We start from the raw sequence: 20404 nt of genomic DNA, 5'->3' as shown, positions 1-20404 counted from the left end.
TAAAATAAAACGAAACCAATTCTGAAGGAGTGTAGCTGATGGCAAACTATAAGGGTTATATCGGAACTTATACAAAGGGAGATAGTAAAGGAATCTATTCCTTTACATTGAATACGGATGAAGCAAAAATTGAAAATATTAACGTGGCTGCTGAGCTTGGGAACCCAACCTATTTAGCAATCAGCCCAGACAATCGCTATCTTTACTCGGTTGTTAAAGAAGGGGAAACTGGCGGAATTGCCGCTTTTTCGATTGGTGAAAATGGTAGTCTGTCGGAAATTAACAGCCAGGTGTTAGCTGGCGCACCACCTTGTTATGTGAGTGTAGACAGCAAAAACCGGATGGTGTTTGGTGCTAACTATCATCAAGGGCTGGTTCAATCACATTTGATTAATCAAGAAGATGGTTCAGTGTTACCGTATGCATCAATTAGAGAGCATGAAGGCTCTGGCCCTGACCCAAGACAGGAAAAGCCACATTCCCATTTTTCCGAATTGACTCCTGATGGGAAGTATCTTGTGGTTTGTGAGTTAGGAATTGATGCACTGATTACATATGCTGTGGAAGAGGATGGCACTCTTAGCAAGGCACATCTTTTGCCATTAAAAGCTGGCAGCGGTCCAAGACATCTTGTTTTTCATCCAAACAGGGATATGGCTTACGTTATGACTGAGTTCAGCTCTGAGGTAATTGCATTAAATTACAATCCGGAAAATGGCCGTTTTAGCGAGGTTCAATATATTTCTACTCTGCCTGAGGATTTTAAGGAAAACAATCAAGGCAGTGCGATTCATATTTCTGCGGAAGGACGTTATGTTTATGCTGGCAATCGCGGGCATAACAGTATTGCTGTGTTTAGTGTGGATCCAGGCTCTGGTGAGCTTACGTTTGTGGAGCATACTTCTACTGAAGGGGATTGGCCACGGGATTTTGAGATTGATCCAAGTGGGAAGTTTGTGGTGGCTGTTAATCAGGAGTCTGGCAATGCGGTGTTGTATACTAGAGACGAGGTTTCTGGCCGCTTGACGTTGATTACTTCTGATATTACGGTGCCTTATGGGGTTTGTGTGAAGTTTTTGAATTATTAATTTATACAAAAAACAGCTTAACAAAATGGTTCAAACCAATTTGTTAAGCTGTTTTAATCTAACTAGAATATTTATAAACATACACTCGTCCTTCGAGATATAATATTCAGAATATTTTATGTATTACTAGTCGTTTTTGATTAATTAATTGATTTAGCTTCGTCCGTTGCTATTCAACATTTTAAGGTCGGTTTCATTATGATTTAAAAGGATTCTCTAGAAATTCTTTTATTTCTTCTATGGAAAGTCCTAATTTTTTCGCTTCAACAATCAGGTCTAACCATTCTTTATCAGTTTCTTCAGCAGTTAATACAGACACGCTATTACCCTCCTAAAAATTGTATTACTATTTTAGGTAACTCAGCCATCATAGTTAAGAACCTTAGACCTGTAGCTTTGCGTCCCACCCTTTCGAATGGTTTGCCTTTGTCTTTTTAGTATTAAAGTATTAAAGAACTATTTTAATAGTACTATAGTCTTTAGCCAATCTAAATGAAAATATTTCCAAAAATATCGACACAATTTCGACAAAATCCAAATTATGTAATGGATTATTCATAGTTTAGAAGTTTTAACACACATTGCTCACAGGTTACTTGACCTAATTCAATAAATTTTATTTTTCTAAGGGTTTTCCTTTTAATAACTCTTTCTGTATTAAATTCCAGACCACAAACACAACAGTAAGGGTCTTTAACAATGTGTATTTGATCTCTTTTTTTTATTAGCGGATAGATCATAGTTTCCCTTCTTTTCTAATTAGTCAGTTCCCAAAAAAGAACGATATGAGTTCATTATAAAGAAAATGTAGAATTTTGTAAATAAAAACCAGGTTGGTATTACCTATAAAATATTTTTCGTATGATACTAAAGTGGTATAGTTTTGGACTATATATATTTTCATTTGTAATTTTATTAAAATACCCAGTATTGTTCTTCATAAAGAACGATGTTATGATTAATAGTAGGAAAATTTCATGGGGAAATGGGAGTAAAAGAAATGGATCATCAACCACTTGAGAGGAAACGCAATTCCCAAGAAAAACGTATTTTTTTAAAATTACTTTTCATAACCTTTTGGGGACTATTTTTGTTATTAAATACCTGGACAGAAAGCATTGAGAAACTTATGTATCTTCATACATTCGGATTTAAATGGGTGCCTAAACCAGATTTTTTGTCTTTCTTTATTTTTAATGACATTACTTTGGTACATTCTGAATTTATTAAAGTAAAATCAGGTCATTTTATAGGATTTGCCATCATGGATTTTCTTCTTTTTAGTTTATTAAAAACTCATAAATCATCGGTTGTGATTGCCTTAATTTTCGCTTTCATCACTGAATTTTTCCAATTGTTTTTCGGCAGGGATGGCAGATTTTACGATTTGATTATTGATTCATTAGGGATATTTTCTGTCTACTTCATAACTAAACGATTCACCACAGAACACAGATCATGATGTGGAAAAGGGTTGAGCAAATACTCAACCTTTTTTGCACATCATGATCTGTTAAAAGAATAGTTAATGAGGTAAAAATACCTTTATAATAGAAGAAAGTCTTTTTTTGTATAATGTCAAATACATCTTGAACAATGACCTTCCATGGTGTTCCCCATCAATTTCAGCAATTAGTTCATATTTTGTAGGCCAAATCAAATTTTGAAGTGCAACTAAGCGATGTTTAACGTTATCGTAGCTGAATAACTGATAGTCAATAAAATCGATATATTGCCTTATTCCTTTTGAATGTTGATACTCCCAATTCGTTCGTTTTATTATGAACGGCAACTCTTTTACTCTACTTAAATGAGGAAATTGAAGATAGACAATGGATAACGTCCTCTTTAACCTTGTTAATGTTTTGTGAGACGCAGCAAGTCTTAACAAATAATCATAATCAATCTTTCCACCTAATTTATAGATTAATTGAATAATGTCTATAAAGTATTTCGCCGAATCTAAATTATGACGCCAGCCGTGCAGGCAGATCATGTAGAACAAATGATTAGGTGAAAGCTCTTTAAGATATTTAGAGTTGCCGACTAGTTCAGCTTGACTCCATAACTCATCAATATTAAACTTCGACGTATTTTCCTTCACTATATTCCAGTGCAACTCTACTACTAGCGGCATGGTTGAACCAGGTATAGTTTTACTAAAACTACAATGAAAATGACCGGGTACCTGCTCCTCTTCAACAGTAAATCCTAAGTTATTGATTATTTCAATAGCTCTATTAAGGTCCTGTAATCGAATTAAAAGGTCAATATCCGAAGTGGACCTTGCTCCGATATGTCCAAAATAGTTTTCAGCAAAATGAACCCCTTTAAGTGGGATAACATCTATACTATGATTCTCAAAATCGGTTAGAATGTTATTCAGTTGATTTCTGATTAAAAGATTTTGGAACAGCCCCTTTTCATAGCTTTCCTTTAAACGATTTTGAAAAAAAACAGGGGTTTGATTTAGCCTCCCCTGCTGCTTTAAAATGAAGTAAACTTGGGATGAGATTCCTTCATTTTCAATATCCAAGAGCGAATGTGTGTAGAAATCTTCTTCTAAGGGCATACCGGTGTTTGGATTATAAAGTAATCTAACCATCTCTAAACTCATGAGTTTTCACCTCCACTCTATCTTGCAACTAAAGGTACAGTATTTTCATTTTTTGAGCTAAAAGATGAATCATAAAGTTTTCGATATAAGCCACTTTGCTTCATTAGTTCGTTATGAGTTCCTTGTTGAACAATTTTCCCTTGCTCCATAACCATGATGACATCTGAATGCTGAATCGTGGACAGTCGATGCGCAATGATAATCGTGGTTCGGCCTCTCATTAATTCTTCTAATGCTTCTTTGACGTAATATTCTGTTTCGCTGTCTAAGGCAGAAGTGGCTTCATCCAATAACAGAATTGGTGCATCTTTTAAAATCGCTCTTGCTATGGCGATTCGTTGTTTTTGTCCTCCTGATAGCTTGATCCCATTTTCACCAATTTCTGTATCATATCCTTTAGGTAATGAAAGAATGAAGTCATGAATTTCAGCACGTATGGCTGCTTCCACCATTTCTTTTTCAGTAATGTTCTGACGTGCAATCAGTAGATTTTCCTTTACCGTTCCTGAAAATAGAAAGGTCTCTTGTGGAACAAGGGCAATGGAACTTCTTAAATCAGATGCCGATAACTCCTGAAGTGACTTCCCTGCAATATGTATGTCACCTGATTGAGGTTTATAAAAGCCTTGCAGGAGATTAAATAATGTACTCTTTCCAGCCCCACTAGGACCAACTAAAGCAACAACCTTTCCTTCCGGAATTTCGAGGTTAAAATGTTCAAATACCTGTTTATTTTCCACGTAGCTGAAGGTAACATTTCGATATTCAATATTTCCGTTAACACAGCTATTTTGAGAAAAGGATGGAAGTTCTTCTACATCTGCTGGCTTTTCGAGAACATCTAGTACTCTCTCAAGGGCAGCAACAGACCGTTGAAAACCGGCCCAAACATTGGCAATTCCTGTGATTGGATAGAATAGATGTGTAACTAGGTTAAGAAAGGTTAATAGTGCTCCAACTGTAAGAACTCCTTTGGAAACAAAAAGGGCCCCAATAGAAACATTGATAATGAAGGTGATCGAACCAATGATTTGTTCGCCTGTCTTATACCAGCTTTGAAGTTTAGCATTTTCCAATTCCAATTGATACAATTCCTGATTTTGCTTAGCATACTTCTTATATTGCAGTTTTTCCAATGTAAACGAACGGATTACAGTGAATCCATGAAATGTTTCACTTAAAAGACTATTGATATTTCCAACTAAACGGTGAATTAATCTGCCATTTTTCCGAAGCAGCAAGCCAAATACCAAACCAGAAAGTGCTGCAATTGGTGCGATAATCAGGCTTACTAAGCATAGTGTAAGATTAATATTCACTAAATACACAAATACAACAATATAAATAATCGGTAGTCTAACAAGGCTAATCAGACTGCTTCCGATCACTCCATCGACACCATGAATATCATTGGAAAAGTGGGACATTAATTCACCGGAACGATAATTGGACACCTCCCCGGCAGGTAATCTTAAAACATGGTTAAAAAAGTGGTTTTTCAGATCCATTTTTACCCCATTTGTCGCAATCATATTAAAAAAGGTATAAGACACACTTGAAGCGATACTTAATAAAATAAGGAGTGCACCGTAGGGAATAAATGATAATATTTGTTTGTAACCACCATGAATTGCAGCATCCGTAATCTCACCGTAAAACTTAGCAAAAGCTATGGTTAGGAAGATATCCACTCCTAATAAAAGAAGAATGGCAACATATGCCTTCCATCTTTTGAGAATATAAGGCAGGACAAAAGAAAAAACTCTGCGAATATCATTCATCGAAAAATATTGGGTTATAATTGATTTCAGCTGATCCTTCATGTTAGGTACACTCCATCATTAATTAAAATGTAGTTTTAACTTCCTATTTAAATAGCTCCGCAGAACACCTGATAGGATTGGAAAAGAAAGGATTAATCCCCCCCAGATTCGAACGATAAAATGATCTGCAGTGATATTGAATTGTTTTTTTTGCACTGTTTCCAGTTTTCCTAGTATCCAATGTTCTTCAATCGGTTGGTCAAAGCCGAGATTGGTATCACCCTTTAGTAAAAATAACGATTGATTCTTTACGGTCGTAGTTCCAACAAAACGATGAGCAATCAATTGACCTATTTGTGAATAATAGAGAATAACATCGCCTTTTTTTAATAATGAAGGTTTACATGGGACAAACCGACAGAGATTCCCCTTCTGGATATACGGAAACATACTATTTCCAGAAGCGGGGAGCTCCAACCAGCCATCTCTATTAATGGTTTTTTTTAATATTGTAAAAGTGTGAATGTCAATCTGCATATTGAATCAACCCGCACTGAAGTAGATTCTCTAAAAATTCTTCCATATCCTTTTTAACTTGAGTCTCGTTTCCATGGGCAGAAAACTTCTCTACCAAGTTTTTCGTAAGTGTATCAGCGGTTTGGGCTTCACTTAATTTTGACCAGCAGTAGCCACCTACATCATTTAACTTCGTAATGGTAAATTTATCAGTATTTAGTATAATGAATTCGCCATCAAGTTCTGTTGTTTCATAATTTCCTTTTTGAATATATTGAGTCATCATGATATTAACTCCCAAAATGTATTATTTTTTTGAAAATGAAGCTCATAGACTGGTACTTGCTTAACTAACTGTGTCATAAGCCGCAGAATTTTTTTAACCTCATCTTGACTCTGCGGCCAAAAAAACACTTTATCCATTAAATGAAGCAGGGCATCCGATTTTTCTAATTTTACTCGTTTATTTTGAAGAGCTTGAAAAAGGATTTGAATACTTGCTAATTCAACATTTCCCTCAAAAGGTTCCGCCTCTAGTTCACTTCGGAATGGTGAATTAAACACAGTAACTTGATTAGGTGTAATTTTTACAAGTGAGGCTTCATCGGATAGAAGTTGCCTAGGAAAAGATAGTTTTGCTGCGGTTGATTTTCCTGCACCAGAATGCCCAGAAAACAGATGAGCTTTGCCATTTTCTAGGACACACGAAGAATGGATTAGCAAGCCCCAGTTGTGATGAACAATAAAGGAACTATACAAATTGGTTAAGGCATGTTTTAACGCGAAATCATCATATACGGATATAGTTGCAGTTTTATATTCTGAATCTACTTCGATCAAATAATCGGCTCTGGTATAAATAATCTTATTATTCTTTTTTGTGATGGTTACTTCGTAATCTTGAAAGGGTATACCGTAGCCATTTTTAATTTTAATTATTAGGTCTGGTTGCTGAATTACCTCAGTATTGGTTTGAAAATTATGTAATATTTTATTGGGCTTTTCAAATTGAGACATTATTTGAATAAAATGGTCACCAATTTTTGTTTGGATTACTTTCATATTGGGCTCCTATTTTTAATCTTTTTAGGGAAGGCAAAAGGAATTATTCCTTTTCGTCTTCCCCCATTTTTATTTTTTGGGATTAGTTTGAGGATTACACTGCCCTATCCCACCCTGCTCTCCTGCTCCACAAGGTTGGGTATTGGTATTACTATCCACTGGGAATTGAATCCCATCATTTCCTTTTCCCTTATGGTCATGATTACCATTACCTGGATTCCAGCTTTGAGCAGTTTCAAAATGTATTGGTTGATGGATTAAGACAATAGGTCTTTGGTATACTTTTTCTTTAGTCACTTAATCACCTCCTTATCTATATTTTAATGTTCACTATAAAGAACGATTTATAAAAAAGTGTTGATCAATAAATTTAAGTAGTATAAATATAATTTGTGATACTATTCCTTATTTAAAATTATAAACTAACGTTTGTTCTTTTAAAAGAACGAGAATTCGACAATTTACTGAATTTATTCCATTTTTTATTACAAATTCACCCAATCTATTATATTCCTCAAAATATATAAATCCGGCAAAATTATCTTGTTAATAAAATAATTATTAGTAAACTTGTCCAATCCAACTATGTATTAATTCATATAATTTAAAGACATACAAATTTATTCTGTATGTGAAAATTAAGGAGTGATAATAATGTATCTTATTGAACTTGATAGATGGAATATCAAGCAAGGTTTACCCAATAAACCATATTTAGGTGCAGATTATCAGATGGCTGATACCAATATTCAAGGAATAAATAATGCAATACAATTTGCCTCTAATAATGGCTTTAACGGAATAATACTGCCAAAAGGGCAGTATGCTTTATGCTATCCAAGAGAAATAAAAATGACTAGTAACATGACTTTTGATTTAAACGGATCCACTTTAAAAGTAATTTATGATTCTGATAGAAAATCTCCTTTTGACACTCGGACAACCACTGATTATTACAACTTTACTGGAAACAGCATAGTATTTGAAAACGTTATGAATGCTCACTTAATTAATGGAACAATTATTGGGTGCAGGGATGATCGTAGTTTTTTGAATGTAACAGCTGAAAGAAAGGTTGAAAGCAGCTATGGTGTTGCATTTCGAAAAAGCTCAAAATATTGTTCAATAAAAAATTGTATAGTTAGAGATTATATGGGAGACAATGTAACTTTTACTAGTAATGCAATCAATGAGTTAAGAGTAGGTAATGTTACATTAAACTCTTTAGACTATTTAACTGGAAATATAGTCTCTTCATCTAATACATTGACCACAGAGTTTATTAAAATACCTACTGGAACTGTATTTTCCTCATTCCAGATTACAGGAGCTGGTTATACTAGACTTACTGCTTTAACAGATAAAGAAGTGGATGTATTTTTCTATAAAGAAGATAATTCCTATATAGGGGTTTTTAAAAACAGAAAAATATATACTGATATTTCAATACCAATAGATGCTGCGAAATTAAAAATTGTATTTTCAAACGAAACTAATACCTCTAAAAATCTACAGGTTACTTTGAGATTCGGTTTAATTCCTCACCATAATGTAGTTGAAAATAATGAAATTTATAATGGCCATAGAGGAGGAATAACACTTGGAGGAAGCTATAATATCATACAGCATAATGTTATTAGAGATAATGGAAAAGGCACTAATAGTTTCTTAGACGGAAAGCCTAACTTTAGCTCTTCAACTAGATATGCTATAAATCAAGAAGATTCATATGGAGATAACTGCGTTATTAAGAATAATCTCATATATGGTAGTTTTCATGGAATACTAGTTGGTTGTTATTCCATTCAAATTGAAAATAATCATATTTATAATGTGGATTCTATTGGTGTTAACCTATATAACTTGTTATACGCCAATATACGAGGGAACTTTATTTATAACTGTAGTACAAGCATAGGTCTAATGGGATCAAATGTAGAGAATGCATATGTAAATATTACAGATAATCATATTGAGGGAGGAATTCTGTCTTTCAATAATAACAATTCTTATCAAATTAACGTTTCTGAGAATAATTTTATTAACGTTAATAGTATTAATATGGGTATCAATTCAATAAACAATACCTTTAGAAACAATCGTCTTAAATTTGATAGTGTTTCAGGTAGCTCTACCATTACCGCTTACAAAGTAGAAAATTGCATTTTTGATTCGACAATATTGAGAGACTTCGTTCTAAGAGTTTATAACCAAATAGGGTGTACCTTTAACAGCTTAAAAATTACTATTCAAACAATTAATGGTAACAGTGCAAGCGAAAAGGTTAGAATAGAGAATTGTGAATATAAAAACAGTATCCTAATTAACCTTGTTTTGGGTACGAAAGACAGAGAAATATTTATTTCTAAATCAAAGTTTACAGATACTGTTATAAAAGTTGGAAATATAAACACTCCAGGATTCCCTGCAACAATAATATTAGAGGAATGTGAATTGGTTACTACCTCTATAAACTATCTATTTGCTACAGACTTTAACCAACCAAGTGGCTTAATAAAATTAGACAAATGTAATATTCAAATATCTAATTCCAACTTTTCTTACTTAATACATCACGATAAACCAACTGTAAAGCAAGTCTTTACTTTGTTTTTAAAAAAATGTAAATTTAAATATTCTGGAGATAGCCCACTAAATTTAATATATTATAATAATATTAACCCTATGATTAATTTCATTTCAGCAGATAATTTATTTATTAATATTAACTTGCCAAGCGAAGACTCAGATATCTACAAAGGATATGATATTGATAACACATACAAAGCAAACTTAACATTACTGAAGGATGAAAATGGTTATTCAGCTACTGTTACCCATAACCTGAATACATTAGAACCTAATGTTTTATCTGTCTCGTCTACATCTAAAATTGTTCAACCAATAATCCTTATAATAAATAAAGATAGTATTTTTATAAAAGATCTAGAAAATCCTTTTTTAAAAATTATTATAAAAAAAATATAGGGTTAAAACCTTATGTTAGAGTCTAGCTTAAATTATAATTATTTGGTCTTTAAGCCTAAAATTTCTTGTACTTGCCAGGTAAAAACAAAAAATAGTTTTAATAAACTTATTCCTGTATTACCATGTCTGATTACTTTAATCAGATTTTAAAAAAACAATGCTTGGTTACGATAATTTTGTCTCTCTTGATTTTTATATTATGAATTTCCTATTCATCTCTTATATTGAAAAATTCATCACTTGTTTGAATGAAATATAGAATATTAAAAGAAATAAAGGGTCGTTTGTTATTCATCTCACTAAGAGAGAAAAACAATCGACCTTTTTTTATTAATACAGAAAGATACAGCACTTTGGAGTAAAGTAATAGTTTATTTAATTATTTAATTTCAGCTTACTTTATCGTTTTTACTTGATTAAAATCATTTTTTATCCCAAAGGTGGACATTTTACTTGTAATTAATTTCCCATAATTTATTGATGGTTTTTCAATTAGATACCAAACAATATTAGAAATTACCAAACTTAACACTACCGAAAGCATATAAATAAACCACATTGGTAGCGCATAATAAAATATATTAATCAAACTAAACATTACTGGCAAATGGAAGAGATACAGACTATAGGATACCTTGCCTAAAAATTTCAATGGATTTAACATTAATAGTTGACCGAATTTCACAGATCCAATTGATATTATAACGATTATAATTGCTCCAAGAGCTATAGAATAATCACTTAATATTTCAGAATAATAAGGAATCCCCAACAAAATGGCAATTTTCGAATTAAGGCCAGAGTAATTATATAACACAAATGAAAATATTACTAATATCCATTTTTGGGATTTAGATAATTTTTTATATAGTCCTACCAAATTGTCTGAATTTTTAGCACCCAATCCACCTATTAAAAACAAAGATATGTAATGTAAGGTAAAGGAATAAGAGATATTAAATCCTTGGCTAGTTTCAAACTTAAAGATGTTATTTAGACCGCTGATACCTGATAAAGTAAGTCCTAAAATCAAAGTCCATTTCCAATTAAATCTCAATATTATGAGGGCTAACAACGGAAAAATGAGAGAAATCCTCATTTCTTGAACTAAAGACCAATAAACACTATTCAAAGCTTCAACATTAAAATTTCCTATCATAAAAATGTGTCCAATAATGTTATTGAATTTAATTGACTCCGTCCAAGAATTATTAAACCAACTACTTAGTTCATTAATTCCACCTCTTGAAAAGGCATAACAAAAAATTATAGTAAATAAAACAGAAACGATATAAGGAAGGTAAATTCTAAAGAAACGTTTAATCAAAAATATGTGATACTTGATATTATTTCCGCGAATAAATGGAAGAGACAATACAAAACCACTTAAGATAAAAAAAAGAATAACTGCTGAATGCCCATTAACAAATACTTTTAGAGGTGAATAGCCAGTAAAAAAAAACGTTAATATTGGAATTTTAGTTACTAATAAAATATGGCATAGAAGAACTGATAAGGCAGCTAACCCTCTTAAGGAATCTAATACATAAAAACGTTTATTCATTGAACCACCCCTCTTGGTCAACTAAAGGTATTAAATTGAAGATTTAACATTATAACATTTACAAAAATTCATTAATATATATGAGAGCTTTTTTATTTTGAAAGAATATACTCTATTTATATACACTAATGCATTCTTATAGTAAAGTAAACTAACCTCTCTAAGCAGTTACTCAAAAAACTTTAAATTCAAACTCAATTTACATATAAAGTTGAATCTTAAGTTTTTAAACAAAAAAAATAATAGTTTATATAAATATTTTACAAATAAGATTATAAAAAGTATTAATATCCGCTAGAACTCATATTTGTAATTAAACCCCAGCGTTTTTTAAGATTTTCGTTAATTGCTCTGAATTAGGATAATCCGAATCAGTTATATCTTTAATCACTTTATTCACATCATACTCCACCCTTACTATTGATGTTTGAAAACCTTCTTCGGAAATATTTAATAAAACATAAGATGCTTTAGATAAACCGTCAAATGGTAAGCCAACACTACCGGTATTGATAATGCATTTACCCTTCAAGAATCTGATATAAGGTTTATGAATATGTGCATATATATATATATCAGCTTCGGTGTCCATCATTTTTTCTTCTAGTAATTTATCACTTTCATTTGAGGAAACTACTTCAAATAAACTATTAGGCGTTGCATGATAAGCATAAATCTTTACTTTTTTATATTCCAGAAATAAATTATGCGGTAACGCTTTAAGGTATTCAATAGAGTCACTATCTAGTTGTGAGAATATCCAATCCCTTTCTTTATTCATGATTTCAAGACTATTATTAGGTACCTCTCCCTCATTGATACCTCTAATCACCCACTCATCAGCATTACCTTTTATAACATGAGTGTTTAATGATCTCACCAAATCAATTGATTTCTTTGGTTGAGGGCCACGATAGCACAAGTCACCTAGTACTATAACTTTGTCAACATCGTCTTTATTTATATCATTTAATACTGCTTCAAGAGCAGTTGCATTACCATGAATATCCGAAATAAACGCTATTTTCAATTAACACACCTCTTTTTTATTCTCATAGGTTATCCCATTTATGTTATATCATTAAAGCTAACTGTCATTGGATTTTTTTATACTTTCCAAATAAATTGTTAAATAATTTAACCAACATTTATCTATTTTAAATTTCTTCTTAATTAAAGGTCCTAATATACTTAGTAAAACTAAATTTTTATTCTGTTCAATAATATAATCAAAATATATTATTTAAACGATTTTTTATCCTTATTAGTTATATTTTGATTCTGCCACTTTATAAATTCAATTAAAGTCTTATATTCTTGTAATTGTATTTTATCAATTCCTCTTTCTTTTAATTCAATAACTAAATCAATCCACTCCTTATCAAATACTGTATCCTCATTGGAAACTTCTGCTTTCAGCAAAGTTTTAAGCTCCACATTCAATACAAGCGATATTTTTTTCAAGACATTAATAGATGGATTTTGATTAAGACCTCGTTCTATATTACTAAGGTAGGACTTAGAAATTTCAGAACGCGATGCAAGCTCTGAAAGAGTTAATCCCCTTTTCTTCCGTAACTCATAAATATTATTCCCGATCATAATAAGCATACCTCGTTTATCCTTAAATTAGTCGATAGTATATGCATCCTTTTAGTCATTTTTGAGCCATTGTTTCGTTTATACATTGAATTATTTTATTTTGTTCGTCAGCCGTCATATTTGAACCTGATGGTAAGCAAATTCCATTAACAAATAAATACTCTGAAATATTTTCATTTTCTTTATGTGAATAAAATCGGCAGCCTTTAAAAACAGGCTGCAAGTGAAGAGGTTTCCAAACTGGCCTGGCTTCAATATATTCTTGATTAAATGTTTTTAACAATTTCTTCACTGAGACTCCTGCTTCTTTTTCGTTTATTGTAAGAGCTGTGAGCCAACGATTTGATTTTGTATTTTTTAGTTCAGGCATAAATTCAAATCCGGGTATCCTTGAAAGTTCTTGATAATATCGCTGAAAAATAGCTCTTCTTTCCTCCACTCTTTGTTGCAGCACTTCTAATTGGGCCCTACCAATCCCTGCCAAAATGTTACTCATTCGATAATTAAAACCAATCTCACTGTGCTGATAATGTGGTGCAGGATCACGGGCTTGAGTTGCTAAAAAGCGTGCCTTTTTTAATAATTCTGTATCGTTCGATATGAGCATCCCACCACCTGAGGTCGTAATAATTTTGTTGCCGTTAAATGAATAAATTCCAAACCTACCAAAAGTCCCACTGGCTTTACCTTTATAGATCGAACCAAGTGACTCTGCAGCATCCTCAATTATTGGTACGTTATAATAATCACAAATTGCAATAATTTCATCCATTTTTGCACTTTGACCATACAGATTGACTAAAATTACTGCCTTGGGTAATCTTCCATTATCTTTTGCATCTAAAAATGCTCTTTCAAGTGCATCTGGTGACATATTCCATGTATCTGGTTCAGAATCAATAAATATTGGTTCAGCCCCCTGGTAAATAATAGGATTTGCACTTGCGATGAAAGTAAGACTTGAGCAAAAAACTATGTCTCCCCTTTTAATATTTAATAAAGAGAGAGCCAAATGTATAGCAGCAGTTCCAGAACTTACTGCAACCGCTTCATTGACTCCGACTTTTAATGCAATCTCTTTTTCAAATTCATCAACATTTGGTCCTAACGGTGCAATCCAGTTTGTTTCAAATGCTTCATTAATATATTTTGATTCATTTCCACTCATATGTGGTGAAGAAAGAAAAATCCTTTTTTTAGATGTTGTACTTAGCAATATTTTCTCCCCCAGTCTTATTTATTTTTTTAACGATTGCTGGAACACCAACTGCTGTACAATCAGAAGGAACATGATTTATTACAGTAGCCCCCGCCCCGATCACCGAGCATTTCCCAATTTTTATGCTAGGAATAATAGTTGCTCCTGCTCCTATATGCACACACTCTTCAATTTGAACGGCCCCAGTTAAGACCGCACCTGGTGAGACATGTGAAAAGTTGCCAATTATACTATCATGCTCAATAATAGCTCCAGTATTGATTATGGTATGGTTACCAATTTTACTATCTGCATTAATAACTACGTTCGGCATTACCACAGTACCATTTCCTATTTTTGAAGAAGGGCTAATCCATGCAGTTTTATGGATCAAAGTAGTAAAATACTCATCTTGTAGATTTAATTTTTCTATTACTTGTTTACGTACTTTATTATCTCCAATGGCAACAATAAATTTGATATTAATAAATTTTAAAAGCATATCTTTCGCAGAATGAACTGGTCCAAAATAAATATTATCTACTAGTGATATTTCCTTATACTTCTCATCTAGATAACCAATAATTTCAAATCTATTTTCAGAAATAATCAAATCGTGAACCACTTTACTATGACCGCCATGTCCAACTATAACCAATTTCATCCAATATCACCTCCAGATGTAGAATTTGAGCCGGTAAAAGTTTCCATTGTAGCGGTTCCAGGTTGATTAATATCTTCAGTCATGATGACTTTAAAAAAAGTCTTAATTAATATTTTCATATCAAGTAGAAAGGAACGGTTATCTACATACCAAACATCCAATTTAAACTTTTCATCCCAGGTTATAGCATTCCGACCATTTACTTGTGCCCAACCTGTTATTCCTGGTCTAACATTATGTCGTTTTGATTGTTCTTTTGTATAAAGTGGAAGATATTCCATCAATAAGGGCCTAGGTCCAACCAAACTAATATCCCCTTTTATAACATTTATCAATTGAGGATATTCGTCTAAGCTATATTTTCTTAAAAATATCCCAAACGGAGTCAGCCTTATGTAGTCAGCTAGTAATTTACCATCATGATCTCGTTCATCGGTCATAGTTCGAAACTTATATAAATAAAAAGAACGGCCATATAAACCTGGACGCTGCTGTTTAAAGATTATAGGTGATCCTAGCTTTAATTTGACTAAACATGCAATTAATAAGAAGAGGGGGAATAGACCTATAAATAAAACTAATGAAATAAAAAAATCAAACAATCGCTTCATTGTTATCCATCTCCCCAAATTTAATTATTTTTTACTGACAAGACTTGCTTTTTTATCTCTTCAATTATTTCTACAACTTTTAAGTTTTTAGCCTCCATTCCTCTTTTATATGTATTTATTAAGATTTCTTGAAACTTCTCCTGCGTTAATTCTTCGGAAACATTCACTTTTTTTACCCCACTATTCTATTAATTAGAAAATCTATCTATTCTTATTTACTTACTAATTCCTTAGTTATTAGCTCTCTCAACATCGTTGATGAAGTCTGTTTAGAATATGGTAAATAAATTATTTCCACACCTAATTCTTTAAATTGTTCTTCAAATTTCAACCACTTCCGTGTTCCTTTCCAATCATCTCCAACAAACATAACATCAAAATGTAATGTTTCCCAAGCTTTCAGTTTTTCCATTGTATTTTGGGGTACAACCTTATTAACATAATTTATCGATTCCACAATAGAGAACCTTTCCTCAAAGGGTATAATAGTATTTTTGTTTTTATATTGTTTTACTAATTCATCAGTACTTACACCAACTATTAATTGGTCACAAAATAGCTTAGCATTTTTCAATAAATTTAAATGTCCTATATGAAACATATCGAAAACCCCTGTTGTATACCCAACTTTATATTTTTTAGACTCCATTATTTCCACTCCTTATGTAATACTTAAGTTATTAAATACTAAAAAAACTCCTATACAGGAGTTTTTTTCTTTAAAGTTATGAAATTATAATTGATAATTAATTACTGTGACAATAATCTTTTATTTCTAATTGTTGATTTTAATTTAAAAAAAGGTGCAACTAACGTTCCTCTTTCAGACTCATTAGCACCAAAACGCCACATAATAAAAATATAAATACAGAAATACAAAAAGCATTTTAATATTAAGCCAAACCATGACTCAATAGGTAATTCTCTTACTCCTCCACCTAATAAAGCAGAAAAAATCACAGAAGGGAGAATACCTTGAAAAAGTTCTTTAAAGAAGCGGGATATTTGTAATTTTAATTTAAAATAATAATATAAATTAATACCAATTACATTCCCAGCTAATAGTCCAATGGCCGTTCCAATAGCAGAACCTGTTCCACCTAAATGTTTAGCCAAAGGAATACTAATAATTACATTAACTATTGCTATAATTAAATACATTACCGAGCGAAAGCCATGCATATTTTTAGCTTGTAAAATTGAAACTCCCACCTGTTGGATTAGTGGGATAGTGTTCGCAATCATAAGTATCACTGCAATACGCCAAGCCTCTAAATATTCAGAACCTACCCAAAGTGTAATAAACTGTCTTCCATAAAGAAAAAAGCCACATAAAATGAGTCCTAAAATAATAAATTGCCACCTTGCTGAACGGATTAATAAATCTGTTAATTGTATATTATTAGCATTTTCTGAAACCATTTTTGTAGTACGTGGAAGTAATAACACTGAAGTAGAAGATGCTAATGCCATATATAATCCACTTATCTGTGTAGCTATCGCAAATATTGAAACAGCTACTGTATTCGATACTACTCCTAGTATTACTTGATCTGTGTTCCAATATATCTGATTAACCAGAGCAATAAGAAACACATAAAATGAATATTTAATCAAATCCTTAAAAAATGATTTATCAAAATAAATGAGACGAATTTTAATCTTAAGTACTTTAAGAACATACCATATGTTAATTGTGGCAGCTAAAATATTAAAAATCGATTGCACCATGACTATAGAAATTGACTTATATCCAAGAAGCAGCAAGGGAATCATAACACATGGCATTAAGATACTTCTAATAATATTAACTGCACGAGGTAAAATAAACTTTTCATAACCAGACATTATGGAGCTAAATACATTAAATGGAAAAGAAAGGGCGAGATTTACAATCATTATAATAAAAATTATCCTTGCAATTTGAAGTTCAGGTTCACTTAAACTAGTGAACAAGGCATCTATTTTGTTATACAGAACAAAGCCGAATAATAAACAAATTATTCCAATTAAGGTATAAATCATTAGACAAAGTGCTATGAGGTTAGATTCTTTATCCTTTCTACCTTGTGCCCGAAACAACGCTATATACCTAATAACTGTATTACCCAGTCCGAACTCCAATATCCCTAAGTACCCTACAAATGAACCCATTAGAGCATAAATTCCATATTCCGCTTGACCAAGATGCTTAAGCATAAACGGTGTATAAAAAAATACAACCAAATTTGAAACAAATAAAGAAACATAAGATAAAATCGAGCCCAATTTTAATTGGTTTATTTTCATAGTACACTATCTTCCTAATAATTTTTTTAAAAGCATCATCAATATTTTATTATATTTATTAGTACAATCTTAGTCCTATATAGAACTGGTTTAATATTTGCAAAATACCAGGAATATAAAGAAAGTGGAAACCATAATTTATTTAAAATTAATAAGGTTTTAAAACTTTTTTCAGAGCTTTTGGCAGCGTATTGCACCTCAGGATTATTTATCATAGTTTTTATGCTTAAAAATCTTTTATAAATATTAGAAGGATTTTTACTACTCATTTCATTAAAGCTAGCTTCTAATACTTTTTCTAAAAAGCGAGTATTTGACATAAATTGATCCTCTATAGAAATCAACCCCCAATCCTCCATCCTTTCTTTAAGAAACTCCCTAGATTTTAAATGTAAATCAAACAGATCATGTCTATAGCTTAAGGTAAGACTATGTGGATTAACTCTCATGTATTTATAAAGAGGTTCCTTAATAAAAGTAATTTTTTTTGCTCTTCCAAGGGCTAATTGATTAAAATACCAATCTTCTCCATAATTTCTTTTCTCCTCTATCCTTAATCCATGGGTTCTTATCCAAGATAAGCGATATATTTTATTAAATAAGGATGCAAACAGTCCGCCACCCTTTCTTAATATTGGTTTTAATATTTTCTCCCGAATTTGTTGCTTTTGAAATATAGTACCAGTAATAAAATCTAAGCTTTTTACTGAAGAATTATCCCCATTGATTTCAATATATCCACAAACTACTATATCCGCGTGATTAGTATTAGCCAAATTGTACATCTGTTCATACATGCTGGGGAGCGGATAATCATCCACATCAACAAATCCTATATATTCTCCTCTAGCAACTTCAATTCCTACATTTCGTGAAGCCCCAGGACCTTTATTTTCTTGGTGAATAACAGTTATATTTTCATTGTCTTTTGAAATACCATCCAAGATTTCCTTAGTTCTATCAATTGATCCATCATTTACAAAAATAACTTCAATCTCTTTTAACGTTTGATTTGATAACGCTGAACAACACTCCTCTAGATATCTTTCGCCATTATAAACAGGAATAATAATAGTTATTTTATAATTCAATTATAAGACCCTCTTTTATTTAAATATTTCTCCCAGGAATTAAATGGATCGATAATTGAAGCGTGATGGTATACTCTTTCATTCTCAGGGGGTAAATCCATATAATTTACACCGTAATATGATTTAAGGATTTTATCCCATTCCTTTGGGGCACATAATTTATGTCCTTCAAATTTCAAGTAACAAGTTTCCTCAAAGTACTTAATAGGCATTACCTTTTTGTGAAATTTTCGGAAACTATTGTGGATACCAAAATTCAAATTATCATATTTATTGTACTTAGTACTGAGATCATGATACCAATTCTTAAATGTAATATCTGGAATAAACTTTGTACAATCAATCAATAAATTAAAAACCCTTCTTTTAAAAGAAGGGTTTTCTGATCTATATCCAAATCTTTGACTATAAATAAAATTAATACTGTTATGGAACTTTCCAAATAAGAACCTCATAACTTTATTTTCTGGTATCTTATCAAAGGCAAATATGTCAATTGAAATCCCCTGAAAACAACCTTTTGGAACATTATCATGGATAAATGACGTATTTTTTTTGTGAAGTTTTCCCCAAGTAACAATACTTAAGGGCTCAGTTTTACTAGTTTCTAAAAAATAATCAACCTTTAGTTCCTTGTTACAAGCTTTTATAAATCGATTATAATCATCCCGAAAAATTAAGATGTCAATATCATCATCCCATGGTATGAATCCTTCATGTCTTACGGCACCAAGTAATGTACCACCGTATAAAAAATATCTAATTTTATGCTTTTTACATATCCGGTCAACCTCTAAAAGTAATTCTAAACATATCTTTTTCACAGCTGACATTACTTCTAAATTACGTGACATCAAATCGTCTCCATTAATTAAATATTATAAATTATCAATCTATTATCGCTGAAATATTTGTGATACTTATATTATTTCGTTTCTTCACTACTTTTGCTGGATTCCCAACCACTACAGAGTAGGGGGCTACATCTTTTGAAACAACAGACCCAGCCCCTACAATACATCCATCTCCAATTGTTACCCCTGGAAGAATTATCGCTCTTCTTCCTATCCAAACATCATTTCCAATAATTACATATTTTTCTTTTTGAAAACCTTGCTTACACATAGGAGTGTCAGTTCTGGAATGCTCGTGATTAATATTAAAAATTAGTACTTCTGGACCCATCATAACATTCTTTCCTATAATAGTCCCACTAGCTACGTCACATTTATAACCAATTCCTGAGTTATCACCTAATGATACATCTCTACCAAAATTTGCACCGTGTTCGACATTAATATTTTTCCCACTCCTCAATAACATTCTAGATGCCAAGAAACGCCTTACTTTC

At 31.8% G+C, this 20404-nt stretch carries 21 protein-coding genes, 1 pseudogene and 1 riboswitch; of the genes and pseudogenes, 3 read left to right on the top strand and 19 right to left on the bottom strand.

Annotation, left to right across the window (positions count from 1 at the left end):
* The first annotated feature begins 38 nt into the window (after positions 1–38).
* Positions 39–1088: a lactonase family protein gene (locus J7E81_RS18065; protein WP_215044564.1), complete on the top strand. Its 1050-nt coding sequence runs from the start codon at positions 39–41 to the stop codon at positions 1086–1088.
* A gap of 196 nt (positions 1089–1284) precedes the next feature.
* On the opposite strand, the gene J7E81_RS18060 is transcribed toward J7E81_RS18065, so the two are convergent.
* Positions 1285–1407, bottom strand: coding sequence for an anti-repressor SinI family protein (locus J7E81_RS18060; protein WP_215044562.1), 123 nt, complete (start codon positions 1405–1407; stop codon positions 1285–1287).
* 32 nt (positions 1408–1439) lie between these two features.
* A riboswitch (cyclic di-GMP riboswitch) is annotated at positions 1440–1523 on the bottom strand.
* Between the two features lie 550 nt (positions 1524–2073).
* Between J7E81_RS18060 and J7E81_RS18055 the strand changes: the two genes are divergently transcribed.
* A complete protein-coding gene (locus J7E81_RS18055) occupies positions 2074–2550 on the top strand; it encodes a VanZ family protein (RefSeq protein ID WP_251028729.1) in 477 nt (158 codons plus the stop codon).
* Between the two features lie 63 nt (positions 2551–2613).
* On the opposite strand, the gene J7E81_RS18050 is transcribed toward J7E81_RS18055, so the two are convergent.
* From J7E81_RS18050 to J7E81_RS18025, 6 genes are all read right to left on the bottom strand, one after another.
* Positions 2614–3705, bottom strand: a complete 1092-nt coding sequence (locus J7E81_RS18050; protein WP_215044560.1) for a nucleotidyltransferase domain-containing protein — start codon at positions 3703–3705, stop codon at positions 2614–2616.
* Between the two features lie 17 nt (positions 3706–3722).
* The gene (locus J7E81_RS18045; protein WP_215044558.1) at positions 3723–5528 is read right to left on the bottom strand and encodes an ABC transporter ATP-binding protein; all 1806 of its coding nucleotides are present in this window, start codon (positions 5526–5528) and stop codon (positions 3723–3725) included.
* Between the two features lie 18 nt (positions 5529–5546).
* Positions 5547–6005, bottom strand: coding sequence for a S24/S26 family peptidase (locus tag J7E81_RS18040; RefSeq protein WP_215044556.1), 459 nt, complete (start codon positions 6003–6005; stop codon positions 5547–5549).
* Complete coding sequence (locus J7E81_RS18035; protein ID WP_251028728.1) at positions 5995–6270, bottom strand: PqqD family protein; 276 nt, start codon at positions 6268–6270, stop codon at positions 5995–5997. Before J7E81_RS18035 ends, J7E81_RS18040 begins: the two co-directional genes overlap by 11 nt.
* Positions 6267–7046, bottom strand: a complete 780-nt coding sequence (locus J7E81_RS18030; RefSeq protein WP_215044554.1) for a hypothetical protein — start codon at positions 7044–7046, stop codon at positions 6267–6269. The genes J7E81_RS18035 and J7E81_RS18030 overlap by 4 nt, the downstream gene beginning before the upstream one ends.
* 69 nt (positions 7047–7115) lie before the next feature.
* Positions 7116–7343 (bottom strand): hypothetical protein, encoded by a 228-nt coding sequence (locus J7E81_RS18025; RefSeq protein ID WP_215044552.1) that lies wholly within the window; start codon positions 7341–7343, stop codon positions 7116–7118.
* Positions 7344–7700: 357 nt separating this feature from the next.
* Here J7E81_RS18025 and J7E81_RS18020 point away from each other — a divergent pair, with 357 nt between their 5' ends.
* Entirely contained in the window at positions 7701–10034 is a 2334-nt protein-coding gene (locus J7E81_RS18020) for a right-handed parallel beta-helix repeat-containing protein (protein ID WP_251028727.1), read from the top strand.
* A gap of 394 nt (positions 10035–10428) precedes the next feature.
* Here J7E81_RS18020 and J7E81_RS18015 read toward each other — a convergent pair whose 3' ends face one another.
* The 12 genes and pseudogenes from J7E81_RS18015 to J7E81_RS31380 all read right to left on the bottom strand — a co-directional run.
* Positions 10429–11598, bottom strand: coding sequence for an acyltransferase family protein (locus J7E81_RS18015; protein ID WP_215044550.1), 1170 nt, complete (start codon positions 11596–11598; stop codon positions 10429–10431).
* Between the two features lie 313 nt (positions 11599–11911).
* A complete protein-coding gene (locus J7E81_RS18010; protein ID WP_215044548.1) occupies positions 11912–12628 on the bottom strand; it encodes a metallophosphoesterase family protein in 717 nt (238 codons plus the stop codon).
* 209 nt (positions 12629–12837) lie between these two features.
* The gene (locus J7E81_RS18005; protein ID WP_215044545.1) at positions 12838–13200 is read right to left on the bottom strand and encodes a helix-turn-helix domain-containing protein; all 363 of its coding nucleotides are present in this window, start codon (positions 13198–13200) and stop codon (positions 12838–12840) included.
* Between the two features lie 55 nt (positions 13201–13255).
* On the bottom strand, positions 13256–14416 hold the full coding sequence (locus J7E81_RS18000; RefSeq protein WP_285292030.1) for an aminotransferase class I/II-fold pyridoxal phosphate-dependent enzyme: 1161 nt from the start codon (positions 14414–14416) through the stop codon (positions 13256–13258).
* Positions 14397–15062: an acetyltransferase gene (locus J7E81_RS17995; protein ID WP_215044543.1), complete on the bottom strand. Its 666-nt coding sequence runs from the start codon at positions 15060–15062 to the stop codon at positions 14397–14399. Before J7E81_RS17995 ends, J7E81_RS18000 begins: the two co-directional genes overlap by 20 nt.
* Positions 15059–15673, bottom strand: a complete 615-nt coding sequence (locus tag J7E81_RS17990; protein ID WP_215044541.1) for a sugar transferase — start codon at positions 15671–15673, stop codon at positions 15059–15061. The genes J7E81_RS17995 and J7E81_RS17990 overlap by 4 nt, the downstream gene beginning before the upstream one ends.
* 20 nt (positions 15674–15693) lie before the next feature.
* Entirely contained in the window at positions 15694–15840 is a 147-nt protein-coding gene (locus J7E81_RS17985) for a YwzD family small protein (RefSeq protein ID WP_215044539.1), read from the bottom strand.
* A gap of 44 nt (positions 15841–15884) precedes the next feature.
* Positions 15885–16322 carry an FAD synthase family protein gene (locus J7E81_RS17980; RefSeq protein ID WP_215044537.1) on the bottom strand — a complete coding sequence of 146 codons (438 nt, stop codon included), beginning with the start codon at positions 16320–16322 and terminating at the stop codon, positions 15885–15887.
* A 101-nt stretch (positions 16323–16423) separates the two neighbouring features.
* Positions 16424–17962 (bottom strand): oligosaccharide flippase family protein, encoded by a 1539-nt coding sequence (locus J7E81_RS17975; protein WP_215044535.1) that lies wholly within the window; start codon positions 17960–17962, stop codon positions 16424–16426.
* A gap of 38 nt (positions 17963–18000) precedes the next feature.
* The gene (locus J7E81_RS17970; protein ID WP_215044533.1) at positions 18001–19053 is read right to left on the bottom strand and encodes a glycosyltransferase family 2 protein; all 1053 of its coding nucleotides are present in this window, start codon (positions 19051–19053) and stop codon (positions 18001–18003) included.
* Positions 19050–19907, bottom strand: coding sequence for a LicD family protein (locus J7E81_RS17965; protein ID WP_215044531.1), 858 nt, complete (start codon positions 19905–19907; stop codon positions 19050–19052). The genes J7E81_RS17970 and J7E81_RS17965 overlap by 4 nt, the downstream gene beginning before the upstream one ends.
* Before the next feature lie 34 nt (positions 19908–19941).
* Positions 19942–20142, bottom strand: a pseudogene (locus J7E81_RS31380) (DapH/DapD/GlmU-related protein); the annotation flags it as partial.
* Positions 20143–20404: the final 262 nt, after the last annotated feature.

The organism is Bacillus sp. ISL-18 (assembly GCF_018613415.1).
Taxonomy (GTDB): domain Bacteria; phylum Bacillota; class Bacilli; order Bacillales; family Cytobacillaceae; genus Neobacillus.
This window is presented reverse-complemented; position numbering and strand designations above follow the sequence as displayed.